This is a genomic window from Pseudomonas simiae (assembly GCF_000934565.1).
GTDB classification, from domain to species: Bacteria; Pseudomonadota; Gammaproteobacteria; order Pseudomonadales; family Pseudomonadaceae; genus Aquipseudomonas; species Aquipseudomonas simiae.
On the sequence record NZ_CP010896.1, the window covers coordinates 5,779,814 to 5,799,151 of the forward strand.

The following is a 19,338-nucleotide window of genomic DNA, read 5'->3' on the forward strand; positions in this document are numbered from 1 at the left end:
AGAATACCAGAGCCCCGAGTCAGAGGTTATGCTCCAGGCTCACAAACACAACAGGACAACGCGTGACTCCTCTGCACACACTTTGGCTGACAGAAACCGTGCGCCTGCGCGAAGAACACGCGGGCCCGCTGGAAGACCTGGAAGCCAACCGTCTGGCCCGCACGGCCGGTGGCGACCTGCCGACGCGCATTCAGCAGCGTGCCCTGCACTTGGCCGAGCGCGATGGGCTCACGGTTGCTCTCACCCGCTGGTTGCAGGGCGCACGTCTGGCGCTGGTGCTGCTGGCGATTGTCGCCGTGATCAGCGGCGCAGGGCTGGCGTTTGCAGCATTGGGCAACGGCATCAACCCGGTAAACGTGTTCTGGGCTCTCGGCAGCCTGCTCGGGTTGAATCTCATCCTGTTGATCAGTTGGGCCCTGGGCCTGCTGTTTGCCGGTGAACACAGTGCCAGCCTTGGGCGACTGTGGTTATGGCTCAGCGAGAAACTCGCCCGTGATGCCAAAGCCGCACAACTGGCCCCAGCACTGTTACTGCTACTGCAACGGCAGAAGCTCAATCGCTGGGCCGTGGGCGTGCTGGTCAACAGCCTGTGGTTGCTGGCGTTGCTCAGCGCCATGGTGATTCTTCTTACGCTGCTCGCCACCCGTCGCTACGGCTTCGTGTGGGAAACCACCATTCTCGGCGCTGATACTTTCGTCGCTGTGACCCAGGCCCTCGGCACGCTGCCCGCTCTGCTGGGCTTCAACGTGCCGACCGTCGAGATGATCCGCGCCAGCGGCGACTCCGCCCTGAATATCGAAAGCGCCCGCCAAGCCTGGGCCGCCTGGCTGGTGGGTGTGTTGCTGGTCTATGGCCTGCTGCCCCGCCTGATCCTCGCCCTGCTGTGCCTGTGGCGCTGGAAACGTGGGCGCGCCGCCCTGCGCCTGGACCTCAACCTGCCCGGCTACAGCCAATTGCGCGAACGCCTGATGCCGAGCAGCGAACGTCTTGGCGTCAACGATGCCGCGCCCGAACAGCTGCACCACGTCAGCGGCGGCGTCAATGAACTGGAAAGCGATGGCGCCCTGCTCGTCGCCATCGAACTGGACGACCAACATCCCTGGCCCCCCAAACTGCCCGCCAGCGTGAAGAACGCCGGCATCCTCGACAGCCGAGAGTCGCGCAACAAACTGCTGGAACAACTCACACGCTTCCCACCCGCGCGCCTGGCTATCGCCTGCGACCCACGGCGTTCGCCGGATCGCGGCAGCCTGGCGCTGATCGCCGAACTCGCCCGCAGCGCCACCGCCACCCGCGTCTGGCTGCTGCAAGCGCCGCCCGGCCAGGCGCTGGACGCCGAGCGCCTGGGTGACTGGCACACCGCGTTGCAGCAACTTGAGTTGCCTTTCGCCGACTGCGCGCCGTTGAACTGGTTGGAGACTGGCCATGACTAAGCCCCTGAAACTCGCCGTGGTCGGCCACACCAATGTCGGCAAGACCTCCCTGCTGCGCACCCTCACACGCGACGTGGGTTTCGGCGAAGTCTCCCATCGCCCCAGCACCACGCGGCATGTGGAAGGTGCGCGGCTGTCGGTGGACGGCGAGGCCTTGCTGGAACTGTACGACACGCCCGGCCTGGAAGACGCCATCGCCCTGCTCGATTACCTGGAGCGCCTGGACCGCCCCGGCGAACGCCTCGACGGCCCGGCCCGCCTGGCGCGCTTCCTGGAAGGCAGCGAAGCCCGCCAGCGTTTCGAACAGGAAGCCAAGGTGCTGCGCCAACTGCTGGCCTCCGACGCCGGCCTCTATGTGATCGACGCCCGCGAGCCGGTGTTGGCCAAGTATCGCGACGAGCTGCAGGTACTGGCCAGTTGCGGCAAGCCGTTGCTGCCCGTGCTCAATTTCGTCAGCAGCAGCGACCACCGCGAGCCGGACTGGCGCGAAGCCCTCGCCCGTCTTGGCCTGCACGCATTGGTGCGATTCGACAGCGTGGCACCGCCGGAAGACGGCGAACGGCGCCTGTATGAAAGCCTCGCCCTGCTGCTGGAAAACGCGCGGCCGCAGCTGGAGCGGTTGATTCTTGATCAGGAAGCTCAACGCAAGGCCCGCCAGCAAAGCGCTGCGCGACTGATCGCGGAGTTGCTGATCGACTGCGCCGCCTGTCGCCGCAGTGTGGTCACTGAAGATGAGCAACAAGCCATCGGCGACCTGCGTAAAGCCGTGCGGCAACGCGAACAAAAATGCGTGGAGGCGCTGCTCAAACTGTTCGGCTTCCGCCCGCAAGATGCCGCTGCCAGTGACTTGCCGCTGCTGGACGGGCGGTGGGGCGATGACCTGTTCAACCCGGAAACCCTCAAGCAACTCGGCGTGCGCGTCGGCGGTGGAATCGCCGCAGGCGCGGCGGCCGGTGCGGGGGTGGATCTGCTGGTCGGCGGCCTGACCCTGGGCGCCGCCGCCCTGGCCGGCGCGATTGCCGGTGGCGCGCTGCAAACTGCCCGCAGCTATGGCAGTCGGTTGCTGGGCAAGATCAAAGGCCAGCGCGAACTGACCGTCGACGACAGCGTGTTGCGCCTGCTCGCCCTGCGTCAGCGACAGCTGCTCAAGGCCCTTAACCTGCGCGGCCATGCGGCGATGCACAGCATCAAGGTCGACACGCCCCAAGACAAGACGTGGCGCGAAGGCAAGTTGCCGGACGCACTGCACAAAGCCCGCGCCCACCCGCAATGGTCGTCCCTCAACCCTCACGCCAGGTTGAGCCAGGCCGAACGGCAGGATCAGGTCGAAGCCCTGGCCGCTCGGCTTGATGAGACCTGATCGGGTTATTGCTTAAACCACCCAAACGCCAGGAAGGCCGTGCAGAGCGAGCGAATCAGCTCTTTATCGGCTGTATTGGCTATTCCGTTGCGGTCGATGTCGCTATTGGTGAAAGACTCCAACACCCCGTCACTGTCGCCGTCATAAGCAGCCGCTTGGTAAACCAGCGACGACGTGCACCCAGACGTCGTGCGCTCATGGAAGTCGAGTTTGATCGCGTTGGGCATCCCGGTTTTACCGAAGTGATCGACGTACATCGTCAACGTACGCTGCCAATGGCTGCGCTGATTGAACCAGCCCAGTTTCAGGAAACTGTCGGCAAAGCTATCCACCCGCTCGGTATCCAGCATGCGCGACCGGCTGGCGGGGTTCAGATCCTCAGCCCAATGCAGATCGACACGGCCATCGGCACTCATGTCCACCGCGAAGATCTCGTGAACCAGTTCATCCGGGCAACCCACCTGATGCTCATAAAAATGCAGGATGACCGTATCGGCGCGGCCATTACCACTCATGTCCTGAGCATTGGCTTTCAAGTAACGCATCAGTGTTGCTCCTTAAGATAAGAAACACACACCTTAATGACGCGTTGCACCCGCCTCCAGACGGCGAGTCTGCGTTAGGTGTAAGGCCTGTCTACGCAGCCAGTAGCCGCGCAGCCATGGCCTTGAGCACCTGCAGGTCAAGCACCGGCACATGCATCTGCTTGGCCTGTTCGTCCCAATGACGCATGCGCAAACTGACAGCACACAACGGGTCCTGCTCGAAGGCATGAGCCTCATCGGCGCTCATCGCCCCGCCCTGGTACGCCAGGGTACGGCGACTGGCTTCGCTCAGGCAGGCGTAGTAGTCCGGCTGACTGAAGGTCAGATAACGCTTGGCCTGCACGTGATACTCCACCAACTTGGCCATGCGCTCGCTGAACCCTGCGCGACGCAGATAATCCGCCCCCAGCCGTTCGTGGCTGACCACGCCAAAACCGCCCATGTTTTCCCCACCCTGGCCACAGATATGCCCGATGTCGTGGAAAAACGCCGCCAGCACCACTTCGTCGTCAAAGCCTTCGGCCATGGCCAGCTGCGCAGCCTGGGACATGTGCTCGATCTGCGACACCGGCTCGCCGATGTAATCCGCCGTGCCGTGTTGCTCATACAAGCCGAAGATTTCGGCGAGGGTCTGTTGCGGGTTCATCACGCAGCGCCCCACAGTGTTGTGATATTCCGCTCGGCCATCGCCGGCCCCACGCTCATGCCCACGCCGGTGTGCATCAACGCCGCGCTCAGCCCAGGCGCAGCCCGCAGGAATGAAAACGGCCCCGGCCCCCGCGAGCCGTACACACCCTGCCAACGCTCTACCACCTGGATCTTGCAGCCCAAGGTCTGTTCAGCCAGTTCGATCATCCAGTCATCCACCTGCTCGGCATTGAAGGGCGACGCGTCGCTGCCGTAGTCATGGGAGTCGCCGATGATCAGCTCCCCATGGGGCGTCGGGCTGATCAGCAGGTGAATGCCGTGTTCGTGCAGGTGCGGCGCCTCCTGCAGGATGTGCGCCTGCACCGGCGCCGCTTCCGGCAGATCGGCGAAGGCTCCGTAATGCACGCAGCTCAAACCGGTGAGCAATGCGTGTTGCAGGTTCAGATTGACCGCGGGCCGGGCACGCAACATTTGCAGGCGGCAGATGCTCGGGTTGAGTGCGGCCATCGCGTCGGCCAGCAGGGTTTGGTAGTCATGGCCGGAGCACACGATGATCTGCTCGCCGCGAAAGGTCCCCGCAGTACTGTGCAACTGCCCCGGCTCGACGTCGCGCACCAAGGTGGAGAAGTAAAACTCCACGTTCAGCTCTTGCGCCAGGTAGTTGATCAGCGCCGGGATCGCTTCACGGGAATACAGTTGCTGATCTTCCTTGCCGTGCAGCGCGGCACGGTGATGGCGGAACTGGCCACCGTACAGCGCCTTCATCGCCGCGCCCTGCAGCAGCTCGACATTGTAGCCGTGCTCTTCTGCACGTCCTTCACAGAAGGCTTCCAGCAAGTGTTCTTCCGCTTCGGTACGGGCGAACAGGTACGAGCCGTTGCGCTTGAGTTGCAGCCCGGCGACCTGCGCCCAATGGCCCCAGATTTCACGGCTTTCCCGTGCCAGCTCCAGCATCGACCCCGGCGGTTGGCCGGTGACCAGGGCCTGGCCGAAATTGCGTACCGAGGCGCCCAAGGGGGTGGCGCTGCGTTCGAACACCTTGACCTTGAGGCCGCGCTTGGCGGCGGCGAAGGCGTGGGACAGGCCGAGGATACCGGCGCCAATAATCAGTAGATCACTGTGCTTCGTCATGGATTTCGCAGTCCTCTGCAGGAGCGAGCCCGCGCCTGCAGGTAGAGGTGAACATTATTGTTTTTCCGACTTGCCGTCATAGCGCTTGCGCCACTCGGTCAGGATACTGTCGCGGTTTTTCGAGGCCCAGGCGAAGTCATTTTTGATCAGGCGCTGCTCGTAGTCGGCCGGCAATTCGGTCTGCGGCTTGGCAATGCCCGGCTGGGCGAGGACGGCGAAGTTGTCCTTGTACAGGTCCATGGCGGCCGAACTGGCGGAGAAATCAGCGAGTTTTTTTGCGGCGTCGGCGTGAGGCGTGCCTTTCATGACGGCAGTGGCTTCGATGTCCCAACCCAGGCCCTCTTTCGGCAGGATGATATCCAGTGGCGCCCCCTGGCGCTTCAACTGCACAGCCGGGTATTCGAAGGAAATGCCGATCGGGAATTCACCCGAAGCCGCCAGCTTGCAGGGCTTGGAGCCGGAGTGAACGTACTGGCCGATGTTCTGATGCAGGTCGTCCATGTACTGCCAGCCTTGCTTCTCCCCGTAGGTCTGCAACCAGGCGCTGACATCCAGGAAACCGGTGCCGGACGAGGCCGGGTTGGGCATGACGATCTTGCCCTTGTACTCAGGCTTGGTCAGGTCCTGCCAGCTCACCGGCTTGGTCAGGCCCTGCTTTTCGGCTTCGACGGTGTTGAAGCAGATGGTCGCGGCCCACACGTCCATGCCGACCCACGCCGGCGGGTTGGCGGCGTCGCGGTAGTTCTTGCCGATCTTCTCCAGGTCCTTCGGCGCGTAACTGTCCAGCATGCCCTGCTGGTCGAGGATCGCCAGGCTGGAAGCTGCCAGGCCCCAGACTGCGTCGGCCTGCGGGCGATCTTTCTCGGCCAGCAGCTTGGCGGTGATGATGCCGGTAGAGTCACGCACCCACTTGATCTCAATGTCGGGGTTAGCCTGTTCGAAAGCCTTTTTGTAGGTCTTCAACTGCTCGGCTTCGAGGGCCGTGTAGACGGTCAACTCGGTCTTGGCGAAGGCATTCAGGCTGAATGCAGTCAGTACGGCAGCGACCAGCGCCAGGGGCTTGAACATGGAGCACCTCCTTCAGGGATGTTTATTGGCCGGGTGCGCTCTGGCGCCAGGCTTGGGAGCGACGCAACGCGCCACGTGAAGCCCACGCCAGCAGCAGCGAGACGCTGGCCGAGGTGAACAGGATCAGGGTCGACATGGCCGCCGCGCCGCCCACGTTGCCGGCATCGTCCATGTTCAACACGGCGACGGCGGCGAGGAGGGTGTCGGGGCTGTAAAGGAAGATTGCGGCGGACACGGTGGTCATCGCCGACACAAACAGGTAGCGCACGATGTCCAGCAGCGCCGGCAGGCAGATCGGCACCGTCACTTTCAGGTAATGGCGGTACAACGGCGCCTTGAGCGACAACGCGGCGGCTTCGAACTCGGCGTCCAGTTGACGCAGCGCCGTGGTCGCGGTCATCTGCGCGGTGGTCAAATAGTGAGCAATGGTGCACACCACCAGCAACGTCATGGTGCCGTAGAACACATGCAGCGGGTTGCCATTAAGGTTGAAAAAGAACACGTAGCCCAGGCCCAGCACCAAGCCCGGTACAGCCATTGGCACGAAGCTGAGCATGCGCAGGGCCAGGTTGAGGCCCTTCTGGCCCTTGGTCTTTTCCATCAGGTACGCGCCGGTGAAGATCAACACGCTGCCGATCAACGCCGTGCACAACGCCATGGTCAGGCTGTTGCGATAGGCCAGCCAGCCGCCGCCGGCCGTGTCTTCGAACTGGTAATGGTTGAGCGACAACGACAGGTTGTAGGGCCAGAACTTCACCAGCGACGAATACACCGCCATGCCGAACACCAGCAGCAACACCGCGCAGATCAGCAGGACGATGGCCAGGTAGCAGGCATCCCTCAAGCGCGACGGCGCCGGCTGGAACACTTGGGCACGACCGCTCATGGCGTCGCCGTGACGGCGGCGCAGCCAGGCATCCACAGCAAAGCTGAACAGCGCCGGCAGCAGCAACACCATGCCGATCAACGCGCCGCGACCAAACTGTTGCTGGCCGACCACCGCCTTGTAGGCTTCCAGCGCCAGCACTTGATAGTCCCCGCCCACCACCACGGGCACGCCGAAGTCGGTAATGGTCAGTGTGAATACCAGGCAGAACGCAGCGAACACCGCCTGACGCGTGGCCGGCCAGGTAATACTGCGAAACGCCCGCGCCGGACTGGCGCCCATGCTGGATGCGGCATCAAACAAGCGCGCATCCGCCAGGGACAGCGCCGACAGCAGAATCATCAAGGCGTGTGGGAAGGTGTAGATCACTTCGCCCAGCACAATGCCCCAGAAGCCGTAGATATTGTCCGAGAGCAACCCGCGCAGCATGCCTTGGTTGCCGAACAGATAAACCAGCGCAATGCCCGGTAACATCGACGGCGCCATCAGCGGCAGCAGCGACATGCCGCGCCAGATCGCCTTGCCGGGGATCAACGTGCGCTGCAGAGCGTAGGCAAACAGGTAAGCCAGCGGTACGACAATGGCCGCGACGCTGAGGGAGACTTTCAGGCTATTGCCCAGCAGCCAGTGGAAGTTGTCACTGGTGAGCAGTTCCCGCGCCGCAACCAGACCACCGCCCTGCCCGGCTTCGCTGCTGAAGCCGCGCCAGAAGATCGCCAGCAATGGCAGCAGTACGGCAATCCCTAGCAGCAACAGCCACACCAGTTTGCCGCCGACCACGAAAATGCGGTCGCCCCTTTCAGCGCGGGAAACTTCACGCGGCATGGGCAGTGTCATCTCGCTGGCCATCTCAGGCAAACACCTGCAGGCTGCGCGGCGGTAAGGCGACCCAAATATCCTGAGCACCCAGACGTGCCATGGCTTCCGGAGCCACTTCGGCCAGCAGCGGATGGCCGGGCAATTGCTCCAGCTCGAAGCTCATGCGGCAGCGGTTGCCGAGAAAGGTGATTTCGCGGACCTTGGCCGGGAAAAGGTTTTCTTCGTGCACCGCCGGGTTGACGCTGATCGCTTCCGGGCGGCAGAACAGACGGCCGGACTTGGCGATGCCAGCATCGTCGGCCAAGCGCATGTTCATCCCGCCGACCTGGGCATGGCTGGCACTGTTGCGACTGAACGGCAGCCAATTACCCTGGCCGACAAACTCCGCCACGAACGGAGTGGCCGGACGGTCGTAGATCGCCTGGGGCGTGGCGTATTGCTCGACCTTGCCATTGTTCATCACGGCGATGCGGTCGGCCATCAGCATGGCTTCGTCCTGGTTGTGGGTGACCATCAACGTGGTGATGCCCAGGCGGCGTTGCAGTTGGCGCAGCTCGGTGCACAGATGCTCACGGACGCGGGCGTCGAGGGCAGACATCGGTTCGTCCAGCAACAACAACGAAGGTGCAGGCGCCAACGCGCGGGCCAAGGCGACGCGCTGTTGCTGGCCGCCGGAGAGTTGACCGGGGTATTTCTTCTCACTGCCGACCAGGCCGACCAGTTCAAGCATCTGCCCGACGCGCAGGCGTACTTCCTCACGGCCGCTGCCGGTGAGACCGTAGCCGATGTTCGCTTCGACGGTGAGATTGGGAAACAACGCGTAGGACTGGAACAGAATGCCGTAGTCCCGCGCCTGGGGCGGCAGCAGAGAAACATCACGACTGCCCAGGTACAGTTCGCCGCTGTCCTGGCGCTCAAGGCCGGCGATGCAGCGCAGCAAGGTGGTCTTGCCGCAACCGGACGGGCCCAGCAGGCACACCAGCTCGCCGGCGGCGACGTCCAGGGAGACGTTGTCCAGCGCGGTAAAGGCGCCGAAGCGTTTCTGGATACCGCGCACCTTCATAGGCGCGCCGGGTTGGGTCAGGGCTGTGTTCATGCAAGGCACCTCATCAAACTGATGAAGCCCATGCTAGGCAGGCAATGCGTCCCTCATGTGGCAGAAAGGCAAAACGCAGTGATAGTGGTATTGGTGGATTTGGGTAGGACGGGTGGGGATTTGCTGCCTGGCCTGACCCCATCGCGGGCAAGCCCGGCTCCCACAGTGTTGATCTGTGGACACATTCAACGGTGGGAGCTGGCTTGCCTGCGATGGCGATTCAAAGGCCACCGCACAACCTTAAATAGGTGACATTTCCTGCGCCAACCCCAGAAACGCCGCGGGCAGCCGCGCGCCTTTACGCTCCTTGAGGCAGTACAAATACTCGGGAATCTGCGGCGCATTCTCGATGGTCAACACCCGCAACTGTGGATCATGCGGCACTTCCTGGCGGGCGATGATGCTGATGCCGATATTGCGCAACACCGCCTCGCGAATCGATTCCCGGCTGCCGATTTCCAGCAGCGGGCCGTAGCTCACGCCTGCATCCTGTAGCATTTTTTCGGTCAGGCGCCGCGTGGTAGAGCCGGCTTCACGCATCAACAAGGTATGCCCGGCCAATGCAGTGAGCGGTACATGATCGAGCTTGGCCAACGGATGGTGACGATGCACCGCGAGCACCAAAGGGTCGGTGCCCAGCACACGGCGAATCAGGCGCGGGTCTTCCAGCAGTTGAGAGGAGGCGGCGAGATCGACGCGGTAATCATCCAGCGCTTCGAGCACCTGTTGAGAGTTGCCGATTTCTACCGACACTTCCACGTGGGGCAAGCGTTCGCGAAAGGCTTTGACCAGGTCGAGAATGTAGTAAGGCGCCGTGGCGGCAATCCTCAATGCGCCCTGGACCTGGCCACTGTTGCGCAGGAAAAACTCGATGTCCGCTTCCTGCTGCAACAGCGCCTTGACCATAGGCAGCAGGCGCGCGCCCTCGTCGCTGACGGTGAGGCGGCGGCCGCCGCGGTAGAACAGCTCGACGCCGTATTGGCTTTCCAGGTTACGGACCTGGGTGGTGACCGTGGGTTGACTCAGGCCGAGTTTTTTTGCCGCCTGGGTGATACTGCCCAGGCGGGCGACCATGAAAAACGCCTTTAACTCGGCACTCAGCACACCACCCTCTCATCGTCTATTTGCGCAACAGGCGCAAGCCATTGAACACCACCAGCAGGCTGACGCCCATGTCGGCGAAGACCGCCATCCACATGGTGGCCATGCCCAGGAAGGTGACCGCAAGGAAGATCGCCTTGATCACCAACGCCAGGGCGATGTTCTGCTTGAGGATACTCGACGTTTGCCGCGACAGACGAATGAATGCCGGAATCTTGCGCAAATCATCGTCCATCAACGCCACGTCCGCGGTCTCGATGGCGGTGTCGGTGCCTGCTGCGGCCATGGCAAAGCCGATCTCGGCACGGGCCAACGCCGGGGCGTCGTTGATGCCGTCACCCACCATGCCCACGCGGTGGCCTTGGCCGTAGAGGGTTTCGATGGCTTGCAGTTTGTCGGTCGGCAACAGGTCGCCCTGGGCTTGGTCGATGCCGACCTGGGCGGCAATCGCCTGGGCGGTGTGGGTGTTGTCGCCGGTGAGCATCAGGGTCTTGATGCCCAGATCGTGCAGTTGCTGGATGGCTTCGCGGCTGCTGTCCTTGACCGTGTCGGCCACGGCGAACAGTGCCAGCGGGCCGGACTTGTCGAGCAACAGCACCACGGACTTGCCCTGTTTTTCCAGGGCGAAGAGTTTTTCTTCCAGCTCAGGCGAGCACAGGCCCAGGTCTTCTACCAGGCGGTGGTTGCCCAAGTGATAGGTTTCGCCGTTGATGTCGCCACGCACGCCTCGCCCGGCCAGGGCCTCGAAGTTATCCACAGCGTGGCTCGGCAGGTTTTTATCCACCGCGGCGTTGGCGATCGCCAGCGACACCGGGTGATCGGAACGCCCGGCCAAACTAGCGGCCAAGGCCGGCGCGCTGTCTGCGACATTGGGGAACAGTGCCAGGTAATCGGTTTGCACCGGCTTGCCATGGGTGATGGTGCCGGTCTTGTCGAGGGCCAGGTAGTCGAGCTTGTATCCGCCTTCCAGGTACACGCCGCCCTTGATCAGGATGCCTTTGCGCGCAGCCGCCGCGAGGCCGCTGACGATGGTCACCGGAGTGGAAATCACCAGGGCACACGGGCACGCCACCACCAGCAGCACCAAGGCGCGGTACACCCAGTCGAACCAGACACCGGCCATGAACAGCGGCGGAATCAGCGCTACGCCCAGGGCGAACAGGAACACGGCTGGGGTGTAGATTTTCGAGAAGCTGTCGACAAACCGCTGAGTCGGCGCACGCGCGCCTTGGGCCTGTTCCACCGCGTGAATGATGCGCGCCAGGGTGGAGTTGTTGGCCGCTGCGGTGACTGTGTACTCCAGGGAACCTGCCTGGTTGATGGTGCCGGCGAAGACTTTGTCGCCCACGGTCTTCTCGATCGGCAGGCTTTCACCGGTGATCGGCGCCTGATCGATGGTGGACTGTCCGGCCGTGACCTCACCGTCCAAACCGATGCGCTCGCCGGGTTTTACCCGCACGATCGCCCCTAATTCAATGCTTTTGACTTCCTGTTCAGCCCACGAACCGTCGCTTTGCTGCACGGTGGCCTGCTCCGGCGTCATCTGCATCAAGCCACTGATGGCATTGCGCGCACGGTCCAGGGACTTGGCTTCGATCAACTCGGCCACGGTGAACAGGAACATCACCATGGCCGCTTCCGGCCATTGCCCGATCAGGATCGCACCGGTGACGGCGATGCTCATCAAGGCATTGATGTTCAGGTTGAGGTTTTTCAGGGCAATCCAGCCCTTTTTGTAAGTCGTGAGGCCGCCGCTGAGGATCGACACCAAGGCCACCAACGCGATCACCCACGTCGGCGCAGCATTGGCGAAATGCAGCACTTCGGCCCCCAACGCGCCAACGCCGGACAATGCCAGCGGCCACCAGTGTTTCTTGGCAGGCGGTTCAGCAGCCGGAGTGCCTTCCTCGATAGGATCAGCCTGCATCCCCAAGGATTTGATCGCGTCGATGATCGGCGCGGTGCTCGGCAAGTCGTGGGTGACGCCGAGGATACGGTTGATCAGGTTGAATTCCAGTTGCTGCACGCCGGCCAGCTTGCCCAGTTTGTTCTGGATCAGCGTCTGCTCGGTGGGGCAGTCCATGGCTTCAATGCGAAAGGTGCTCAGCCGCGAACCGGCGGTGGGCGCTTCGCTCAGTTGCACCAACGCAGGGGCTGGGGTGCCGGAACAGCAGGAGCCGCCGTGGCCGTGGTCATGCACGGGGGTCAGTTTTTTCGGACCATGGTCGTGATCATGTTTATGCGGGGTGTGGATGGAGTCGCTCATTCTGTCGCGTCCGTAAAGGTGCCTGTTGCCAAGTAAAGACCCTGTAGCCACTATAGGGTCAAGCACCCATTTGGAGATTGCTGCGATGAAGATCGGCGAACTGGCCAAACTGACCGACTGCCCGGTGGAAACCATCCGTTACTACGAAAAGGAAGGCCTGCTGCCGCCCCCGGCGCGCACTGACGCCAACTACCGCGTGTACACCCAGGCGCACACCGAGCGGCTGATCTTTATCCGCAACTGCCGCAGCCTCGACATGACCCTGGAAGAAATCCGCAGCCTGCTGGGCTTGCGCGACAGCCCCCAGGACCAGTGCGAAAACGTGAATGCGTTGATCGACGAGCATATCCACCACGTGAAAGCGCGCATCGATGGGCTGCTGGCATTGCAGGAACAGTTGCTGGACCTGCGCCAACGCTGTGGCGGCGGGGATCAGTGCGGGATTTTGCAGCGGCTGGAGGTCAGTGGGAGCGTGCAGGCCAGCGAGGCGGAGCCTTCGCATGTGGGCAGGAGCCACGGCCACTAACTCAAGTGAGCACCGACCAACTGTGGGAGCTGGCTTGTCGGATCGCCGCATTGCTGCGATAGCGGAGTGTCAGCACCTGATTAGGTGACTGATGTACTGCTATCGCAGGCAAGCCAGCTCCCACAGTTTAGACCGAGGCAGTTTTTAGATCGCGACGTCAGCCTTGATGCTTGGGTCGGCGTCGTAGCCCACGATCTCGAAGTCTTCGAACTTGTAGTCGTAGATCGATGCTGGTTTGCGCTTGATCACCAGTTCCGGCAGTTTCTTCGGCGTGCGCGCCAGCTGGGTGCGGATCTGTTCCATGTGATTGCTGTAGGCGTGGGTATCGCCGGTGGTGACGATGATCTCGTGGGGGATCAAGTCGCACTGCTGGGCCAGCATATGAGTGAGCAATGCCAGCGCGGCGGTGTTGTACGGCAGGCCGAGGAAGACATCGGAGCTGCGGATGTACAACTGCATCGACAGGTGGCCGTCGTGCACGAACGCTTGGTACAGCAGGTGGCACGGCGGCAACGCTTGCTTGCCGTTGCGCGCGTTTTCCTGGGGGCTCTTGGTCTCGTCGGGCAGGTACTCGACGTTCCAGCCGTGGAACAGGATACGGCGGCTGTTGGGGTTGGTCTTGAGCGTGTGGACCATGTAGTCGATCTGGTTGATCGTGCCGCCGTCCTTGGTCGGCCAGGCGGTCCACTGTTCGCCGTACACCGGGCCCAGGTCGCCGTCTTCGGTGGCCCATTCGTCCCAGATGCGCACGCCGTTCTCATTCAGCCACTTGATGTTGGTGTTGCCACTCAACATCCAGATCAGCTCGTTGGCGATACTTTTGAAGTGAAGCTTCTTGGTGGTCAGCAGCGGGAAGCCGTCGGCCAAGTTATGCCGATACTGACGGGCAAACACGGCCTTGGTGCCGGTGCCGGTGCGATCGCCCTTGGTCAATCCATTGGTCACGACGTCGTTCAGTAGTTCGAGATATTGCTTCATTTGGGTACCCGTATCGTTGAAGCCCGGACCCTACGGCCCGGGCATTCGAATTTAAAGCGCGGTGTTCTTCAAAGGTTGCGGGCGATTGTACGCCCACCACAGCAAGCCCAGGCCGCCAAGGATCATCGGCAGGCTGAGGATCTGGCCCATGGTCACCCAACCGAACGCCAGGTAGCCCAGCTGCGCATCCGGCACGCGCACGAACTCGACGATAAAGCGGAAGATCCCGTAGAACAACGCGAACATGCCCGACACCGCCATGGTGGGGCGCGGTTTGCGCGAGAAGATGTACAGGATAAGGAACAGCGCCACGCCTTCCAACGCGAACTGATACAGCTGCGACGGGTGGCGTGGCAGTTGCGCGGGGTCGCTGAACGGCGGGAACACCATGGCCCACGGCACGTCGGTCGGCTTACCCCACAGCTCGGCGTTGATGAAGTTACCGATACGCCCGGCGCCCAGGCCGATCGGCACCATTGGCGCAACGAAGTCCATCAGTTGGAAGAACGACTTGCCATTACGACGGCCGAACCACCAGGCGGCAATCATCACGCCGATAAAACCGCCGTGGAATGCCATGCCGCCTTTCCACACTTCAAAGATCAGCGTCGGATTGGCGATGTACGCCGAGAGATCGTAGAACAGCACATAGCCCAGGCGCCCGCCGACAATGACCCCCATCGACAGCCAGAAAATCAGGTCGGAGAGCTTCTCCTTGGTCCAGGTCGGATCGAAACGGTTCAGGCGTCGAGAGGCCAGAAACCAGGCACCGCCGATGCCGATCAGGTACATCAACCCGTACCAGTGGATTTTCAGCGGACCAATGGCCAGGGCCACCGGGTCGATCTGCGGGTAAGGCAGCATTGCGACTCCTCGTTAAATCATTCGTTATGGCGTCCGGACCATGCCCGGGCGCGATTAAGACTGCATTACTCAAGTTTTTCAAAACAAAAAATTTATGCCGACACAGAACAACAGCCCGGCGAACAACCGCTTGAGCAGACGCGGCGACAATCGATGTGCCAAGCGTGCACCGAAGCGGGCAAACACCATGCTGGTCAGGGCAATGCCCAGCAGTGCCGGCAAATACACGAACCCTAGACTATGCGCGGGCAACAACGGGTCATGCCAGCCCAGAATCATGAAACTTAACGCACTGGCCAGCGCAATCGGCAGGCCACAGGCGGATGAAGTGGCCACTGCCTGCTGCATCGGCACACTGCGCCAGGTCAGGAACGGCACGGTCAGCGAGCCGCCGCCAATGCCGAAAATCGCCGAGGCCCAGCCGATAAACGTACCGGCGACGGTCAGGCCGAGTTTGCCCGGCACCGTGCGGCTGGCCTTGGGCTTAACGTCCAGTGCAAGTTGAACGGCCACCAGCAAGGCGAACACGCCGATGATCTTTTGCAGGTGAGGGCCGGAAATCGCCTCGGCCGTCAGTGCGCCAAAACCGGCGCCGATCAGGATACCCACGGTCATCCACACAAAGATCGGCCAACGCACCGCACCCCGCCGGTGATGCTCGCGTACGGCATTCACCGAGGTAAAGATGATGGTCGCAAGGGACGTGCCCACAGCCAAGTGGGTCAGCACCTGCGGGTCGAAGCCCTGCAAGGTGAAGCTGAACACCAGCACCGGCACGATGATGATCCCGCCGCCCACGCCAAACAGCCCGGCGAGTACACCCGCACAGGCGCCAAGCAGCAAATACAGCAGAAATTCCATGGGAGCCCCCGAACCAAGTCCGGCATGTTAACGGATGGAAGGCATGCGACCCAACTGGATACGATGGAACGCCTGTGCTTGAGTGGGTAGAGTGGCAAAAAACACAAAAGGGATCGCCTGATGTGCCTGATTGTTTTCGCTTGGCGACCGGGCCACGCCCAGCCGCTGATCGTCGCGGCCAACCGCGATGAGTTCTACGCCCGCCCCAGCCTGCCGTTGGCCCAGTGGGAGGATGCACCCACTGTCTATGCCGGCCGCGATCAGGAAGCAGGCGGCACCTGGCTGGGGGTGAACGCCGAGGGGCGCTTTGCCGCGCTGACCAATATCCGCGATCCGCACCAACCGCCGGCCCGCAAGTCCCGTGGCGAGCTGGTCGCGCGCTTTCTCAACGGTTCACTGCCGGTTGAGCAGTATTTGGCCGACGTTAACGGCCGTTCGATTGAATACGCCGGGTTCAACCTGCTGGTGGGCACACCGGGTGAGCTGTGGCATTACAACGCTAATCACACAGAGCCGACGCAGTTGAAAGCGGGCGTGTATGGGTTATCCAATGCAGGGCTGGATACACCTTGGCCGAAACTGCTTAAGGCCAAAGCCGCGCTGAGTGAGTTGCTGAACGATCCCCAGCCCGAAGCGCTACTGGAGATTCTGAGCGATCCGCAGATTGCACCTTTTGCCGAGCTGCCGGATACCGGCGTGGGGTTGGCGACGGAGAGTTTGCTGTCGAGTGTGTTTATCGCCAGCCCGAGTTATGGGACACGGGCGAGCACGGCGTTGATTGTGAACGCCGATGGCACGCGGCGGATGGTGGAGCGAAGCTTTGGACCCCATGGTGGGCGGTTGGGCGAGGTAGACATCAACCTGTAGGAGCGAGGGGGACGCCTAGTTCTTGCTCGCGAAAAACCTGAGAACGCCGCGGGTAATCAGGCACCCCGCGTTATCGTTGACGTTCTTCGCGAGCAAGCTCGCGCCTACAAGGTTTTGGCGGAAGCCGGATTGATCATCCTTGTCAGCCCCAGGTTCTTCAGCGCCAACTGCAGCGAACTGTGGATAACTTGCGGGTTGTCGATGGTCATCAACTCCGCCAGCAGGTCCTTGGCCATGCTCAACTCAACCTGGCGCAGCATCCACTTCACCTTCGGCAAGTTGGTGGCGTTCATCGACAAGCTATCGAAGCCCATCGCCATCAACAGCACCGCCGCCGCCGGATCGCCGGCCATTTCACCGCAGATGCTCACCGGCTTGCCTTCGGCATGAGCGTCGCGCACCACGTGTTGCAGGGCTTGCAGCACCGCCGGGTGCAGGTAGTCGTAGAGGTCGGCCACCCGCGGGTTGTTACGGTCCACGGCCAACAGGTATTGGGTCAGGTCGTTGGAGCCCACCGACAGGAAGTCCACCTGCCGCGCCAGCTCCTTGGCCTGGTACACCGCTGCCGGGATTTCAATCATCACGCCAATCGGCGGCATCGGTACGTCGGCGCCTTCGTCGCGCACTTCGCCCCACGCACGGTGGATCAGGTGCAGCGCCTCTTCCAGCTCGTGGGTGCCGGAGATCATCGGCAGCAGGATGCGCAGGTTGTTCAGGCCCTCGCTGGCCTTGAGCATGGCGCGGGTCTGTACGAGGAAAATTTCAGGGTGGTCGAGGGTCACGCGAATGCCGCGCCAGCCAAGGAAGGGGTTGTCTTCCTTGATCGGGAAATAGGACAGTGACTTGTCGCCGCCGATATCCAGGCTGCGCATAGTCACCGGCAACGGGTGGAAGGCCTGCAGTTGCTCGCGATAAATCGCCAGCTGCTCCTTCTCGCTCGGGAAACGCTGGTTGATCATGAACGGCACTTCAGTGCGGTACAGCCCCACACCTTCAGCGCCGCGCTGTTGCGCCCGGGCCACGTCGGCCAGCAGGCCGGTGTTAACCAGCAACGGCACACGGTGACCATCGGTGGTCACGCACGGCAGTTCGCGCAAGGAATCGAGGCCCAGCGCCAGTTGTTTCTCTTCTTCAACCACTTCGGCGTATTGCTTGCGCAGTACTTCGCTGGGGTTGGTGAACACTTCACCGCGATGGCCATCGACGATCATGCCAATGCCGTCGACCTTGGCATACGGCAGGTCTACCAGGCCCATCACCGTCGGGATGCCCATGGCACGCGCCAGGATCGCGACGTGGGAGTTGCCCGAACCGAGTACCGAAACCAGCCCCACCAACTTGCCCTCAGGCACTTCGCCGAGCATGGTGGCGGTCAGTTCCTCACTGACAAGGATGGTGTTGTCGGGGTAAACCAGGTTGGTGGTGCGGTCTTCCTGCAGCTTGGCCAGCAGACGGCGACCCAGGTCGCGCACATCCGAGGCCCGCTCACGCAGGTAGTCGTCATCCATCATTTCGAAACGGTTGACGTGATCGGTGACCACCTGGCGCAGTGCGCCCTGGGCCCACTGGCCGGTCTTGATCACGGTCTTGACTTCGTTACCCAGGGACGCGTCATCGAGCATCATCTGGTAAACGTCGAACAATGCGCGCTCTTCGGGGCGCAACTGGGTGGCCAGCTTGTTCGACAGGTTGCGCATGTCGGCGCGCACGCCTTCCAGGGCAGTCTTGAACAGTTTGATTTCAGCGTCGATGTCGCTGACGGTCTTGTCCGGCACCACATCCAGATCCGCCGGCGGCAACATGACCACCGCCGTACCGACCGCAGCGCCCGGTGAACCCGGCACGCCCACGAATTTGGCTTCCTGGATGCCCTTGCCCTCACGGCCCAGGCCGCGAATCGAACCGGTGGCTTCGGCGTGAGCGATAACACCGGCGAGCTGCGCGCTCATGGTCACGAGGAAGGCTTCTTCACCTTCGTCGAACTGGCGGCGTTCTTTTTGCTGGATGACCAACACGCCGACAACGCGGCGGTGGTGAATGATCGGGGCGCCGAGGAACGAGGCGTAACGCTCTTCGCCGGTTTCGGCAAAGTAGCGATAACGCGGGTGATCGGCCGCGTTTTCAAGGTTCAGGGGTTCTTCACGCGTCCCCACCAGGCCCACCAGACCTTCATTGGGCGCCATGCTGACCTTGCCGATCGAGCGCTTGTTCAAGCCCTCGGTGGCCATCAGCACAAAACGGTTGGTCTCGGGGTCCAGCAGGTAAACCGAGCAGACCTGGCTGCCCATGGCTTCCTTGACGCGCAACACAATAATCCCCAACGCCGCCTTGAGATCCTTGGCGGAGTTAACTTCCTGGACGATCTTGCGCAGCGTATTGAGCATGGCTCGGGGTCGAACTCCGTCGTCAGTCGCGCGCTAAAAGGCGCGGGGCAAGCTCTTTGAGAGCGCGACGATAAACTTCGCGCTTGAATGTCACCACCTGGCCCAACGGATACCAATAGCTGACCCAGCGCCAACCATCGAACTCCGGTTTACCGGTCAAATCCATCCGCACCCGCTGCTCATTGGAGATCAGGCGCAGGAGAAACCACTTCTGCTTCTGGCCGATGCACAGCGGTTGGCTGTGGGTACGCACCAGGCGTTGCGGCAAACGATAGCGCAACCAGCCACGGGTACAGGCCAGAATTTGTACATCTTCGCGCTCAAGGCCGACTTCTTCGTTCAACTCACGGTACAAGGCGTCCTCAGGTGTTTCGTCGGGGTTGATTCCACCTTGAGGAAACTGCCAGGCATCTTGGTTGATTCGGCGAGCCCATAGCACCTGTCCGGCATCATTCGTAAGAATGATCCCGACATTAGGACGGAAACCATCGGGGTCGATCACGGC

Annotated in this window: 17 protein-coding genes; 4 read left to right on the forward strand and 13 right to left on the reverse strand. The window is 62.1% G+C overall.

Going from position 1 to position 19,338, the window contains the following annotated elements; genetic code table 11:
• The first annotated feature begins 62 nt into the window (after positions 1–62).
• Together PF1751_RS26350 and PF1751_RS26355 are read left to right on the forward strand one after the other, a co-directional pair.
• Positions 63–1,433, forward strand: a complete 1,371-nt coding sequence (locus PF1751_RS26350; RefSeq protein ID WP_044288026.1) for a DUF2868 domain-containing protein — start codon at positions 63–65, stop codon at positions 1,431–1,433.
• Positions 1,426–2,793: a DUF3482 domain-containing protein gene (locus tag PF1751_RS26355; protein ID WP_044288027.1), complete on the forward strand. Its 1,368-nt coding sequence runs from the start codon at positions 1,426–1,428 to the stop codon at positions 2,791–2,793. Before PF1751_RS26350 ends, PF1751_RS26355 begins: the two co-directional genes overlap by 8 nt.
• Before the next feature lie 5 nt (positions 2,794–2,798).
• Here the strand turns inward: PF1751_RS26355 and PF1751_RS26360 are convergent, their stop codons facing one another.
• The 8 genes from PF1751_RS26360 to PF1751_RS26395 all read right to left on the reverse strand — a co-directional run bounded on the left by PF1751_RS26360 (position 2,799) and on the right by PF1751_RS26395 (position 12,353).
• On the reverse strand, positions 2,799–3,338 hold the full coding sequence (locus PF1751_RS26360; protein ID WP_044288028.1) for a hypothetical protein: 540 nt from the start codon (positions 3,336–3,338) through the stop codon (positions 2,799–2,801).
• Between the two features lie 91 nt (positions 3,339–3,429).
• Positions 3,430–3,984 carry a phosphonate degradation HD-domain oxygenase gene (locus PF1751_RS26365; protein ID WP_010207283.1) on the reverse strand — a complete coding sequence of 185 codons (555 nt, stop codon included), beginning with the start codon at positions 3,982–3,984 and terminating at the stop codon, positions 3,430–3,432.
• Positions 3,984–5,117 (reverse strand): TIGR03364 family FAD-dependent oxidoreductase, encoded by a 1,134-nt coding sequence (locus tag PF1751_RS26370; protein WP_044288029.1) that lies wholly within the window; start codon positions 5,115–5,117, stop codon positions 3,984–3,986. Before PF1751_RS26370 ends, PF1751_RS26365 begins: the two co-directional genes overlap by 1 nt.
• Positions 5,118–5,171: 54 nt before the next feature.
• Positions 5,172–6,185: a putative 2-aminoethylphosphonate ABC transporter substrate-binding protein gene (locus PF1751_RS26375; protein WP_044288030.1), complete on the reverse strand. Its 1,014-nt coding sequence runs from the start codon at positions 6,183–6,185 to the stop codon at positions 5,172–5,174.
• Between the two features lie 22 nt (positions 6,186–6,207).
• Positions 6,208–7,920, reverse strand: a complete 1,713-nt coding sequence (locus PF1751_RS26380) for a putative 2-aminoethylphosphonate ABC transporter permease subunit (RefSeq protein ID WP_031291088.1) — start codon at positions 7,918–7,920, stop codon at positions 6,208–6,210.
• Position 7,921: 1 nt separating this feature from the next.
• A complete protein-coding gene (locus PF1751_RS26385) occupies positions 7,922–8,986 on the reverse strand; it encodes a putative 2-aminoethylphosphonate ABC transporter ATP-binding protein (RefSeq protein WP_044288031.1) in 1,065 nt (354 codons plus the stop codon).
• 240 nt (positions 8,987–9,226) lie between these two features.
• Positions 9,227–10,090: a LysR family transcriptional regulator gene (locus PF1751_RS26390; RefSeq protein WP_042571406.1), complete on the reverse strand. Its 864-nt coding sequence runs from the start codon at positions 10,088–10,090 to the stop codon at positions 9,227–9,229.
• Positions 10,091–10,106: 16 nt separating this feature from the next.
• Positions 10,107–12,353: a heavy metal translocating P-type ATPase gene (locus PF1751_RS26395; RefSeq protein ID WP_010207292.1), complete on the reverse strand. Its 2,247-nt coding sequence runs from the start codon at positions 12,351–12,353 to the stop codon at positions 10,107–10,109.
• 85 nt (positions 12,354–12,438) lie between these two features.
• Between PF1751_RS26395 and cadR the strand changes: the two genes are divergently transcribed.
• Entirely contained in the window at positions 12,439–12,879 is a 441-nt protein-coding gene (cadR, locus tag PF1751_RS26400; RefSeq protein ID WP_010207294.1) for a Cd(II)/Pb(II)-responsive transcriptional regulator, read from the forward strand.
• Positions 12,880–13,023: 144 nt separating this feature from the next.
• Here the strand turns inward: cadR and PF1751_RS26405 are convergent, their stop codons facing one another.
• The 3 genes from PF1751_RS26405 to PF1751_RS26415 all read right to left on the reverse strand — a co-directional run bounded on the left by PF1751_RS26405 (position 13,024) and on the right by PF1751_RS26415 (position 15,582).
• Entirely contained in the window at positions 13,024–13,857 is an 834-nt protein-coding gene (locus tag PF1751_RS26405; protein WP_010207295.1) for a thymidylate synthase, read from the reverse strand.
• A gap of 51 nt (positions 13,858–13,908) precedes the next feature.
• Positions 13,909–14,721: a prolipoprotein diacylglyceryl transferase gene (gene lgt, locus PF1751_RS26410; RefSeq protein ID WP_010207296.1), complete on the reverse strand. Its 813-nt coding sequence runs from the start codon at positions 14,719–14,721 to the stop codon at positions 13,909–13,911.
• A gap of 78 nt (positions 14,722–14,799) precedes the next feature.
• On the reverse strand, positions 14,800–15,582 hold the full coding sequence (locus PF1751_RS26415) for a sulfite exporter TauE/SafE family protein (protein ID WP_010207297.1): 783 nt from the start codon (positions 15,580–15,582) through the stop codon (positions 14,800–14,802).
• Positions 15,583–15,702: 120 nt separating this feature from the next.
• Here PF1751_RS26415 and PF1751_RS26420 point away from each other — a divergent pair, with 120 nt between their 5' ends.
• On the forward strand, positions 15,703–16,449 hold the full coding sequence (locus PF1751_RS26420; protein ID WP_010207298.1) for an NRDE family protein: 747 nt from the start codon (positions 15,703–15,705) through the stop codon (positions 16,447–16,449).
• A 104-nt stretch (positions 16,450–16,553) separates the two neighbouring features.
• Here the strand turns inward: PF1751_RS26420 and ptsP are convergent, their stop codons facing one another.
• Both ptsP and PF1751_RS26430 read right to left on the reverse strand, forming a co-directional pair.
• A complete protein-coding gene (gene ptsP / locus PF1751_RS26425; protein WP_010207299.1) occupies positions 16,554–18,833 on the reverse strand; it encodes a phosphoenolpyruvate--protein phosphotransferase in 2,280 nt (759 codons plus the stop codon).
• A 22-nt stretch (positions 18,834–18,855) separates the two neighbouring features.
• Positions 18,856–19,335, reverse strand: coding sequence for an RNA pyrophosphohydrolase (locus PF1751_RS26430; RefSeq protein WP_003176750.1), 480 nt, complete (start codon positions 19,333–19,335; stop codon positions 18,856–18,858).
• Positions 19,336–19,338: the final 3 nt, after the last annotated feature.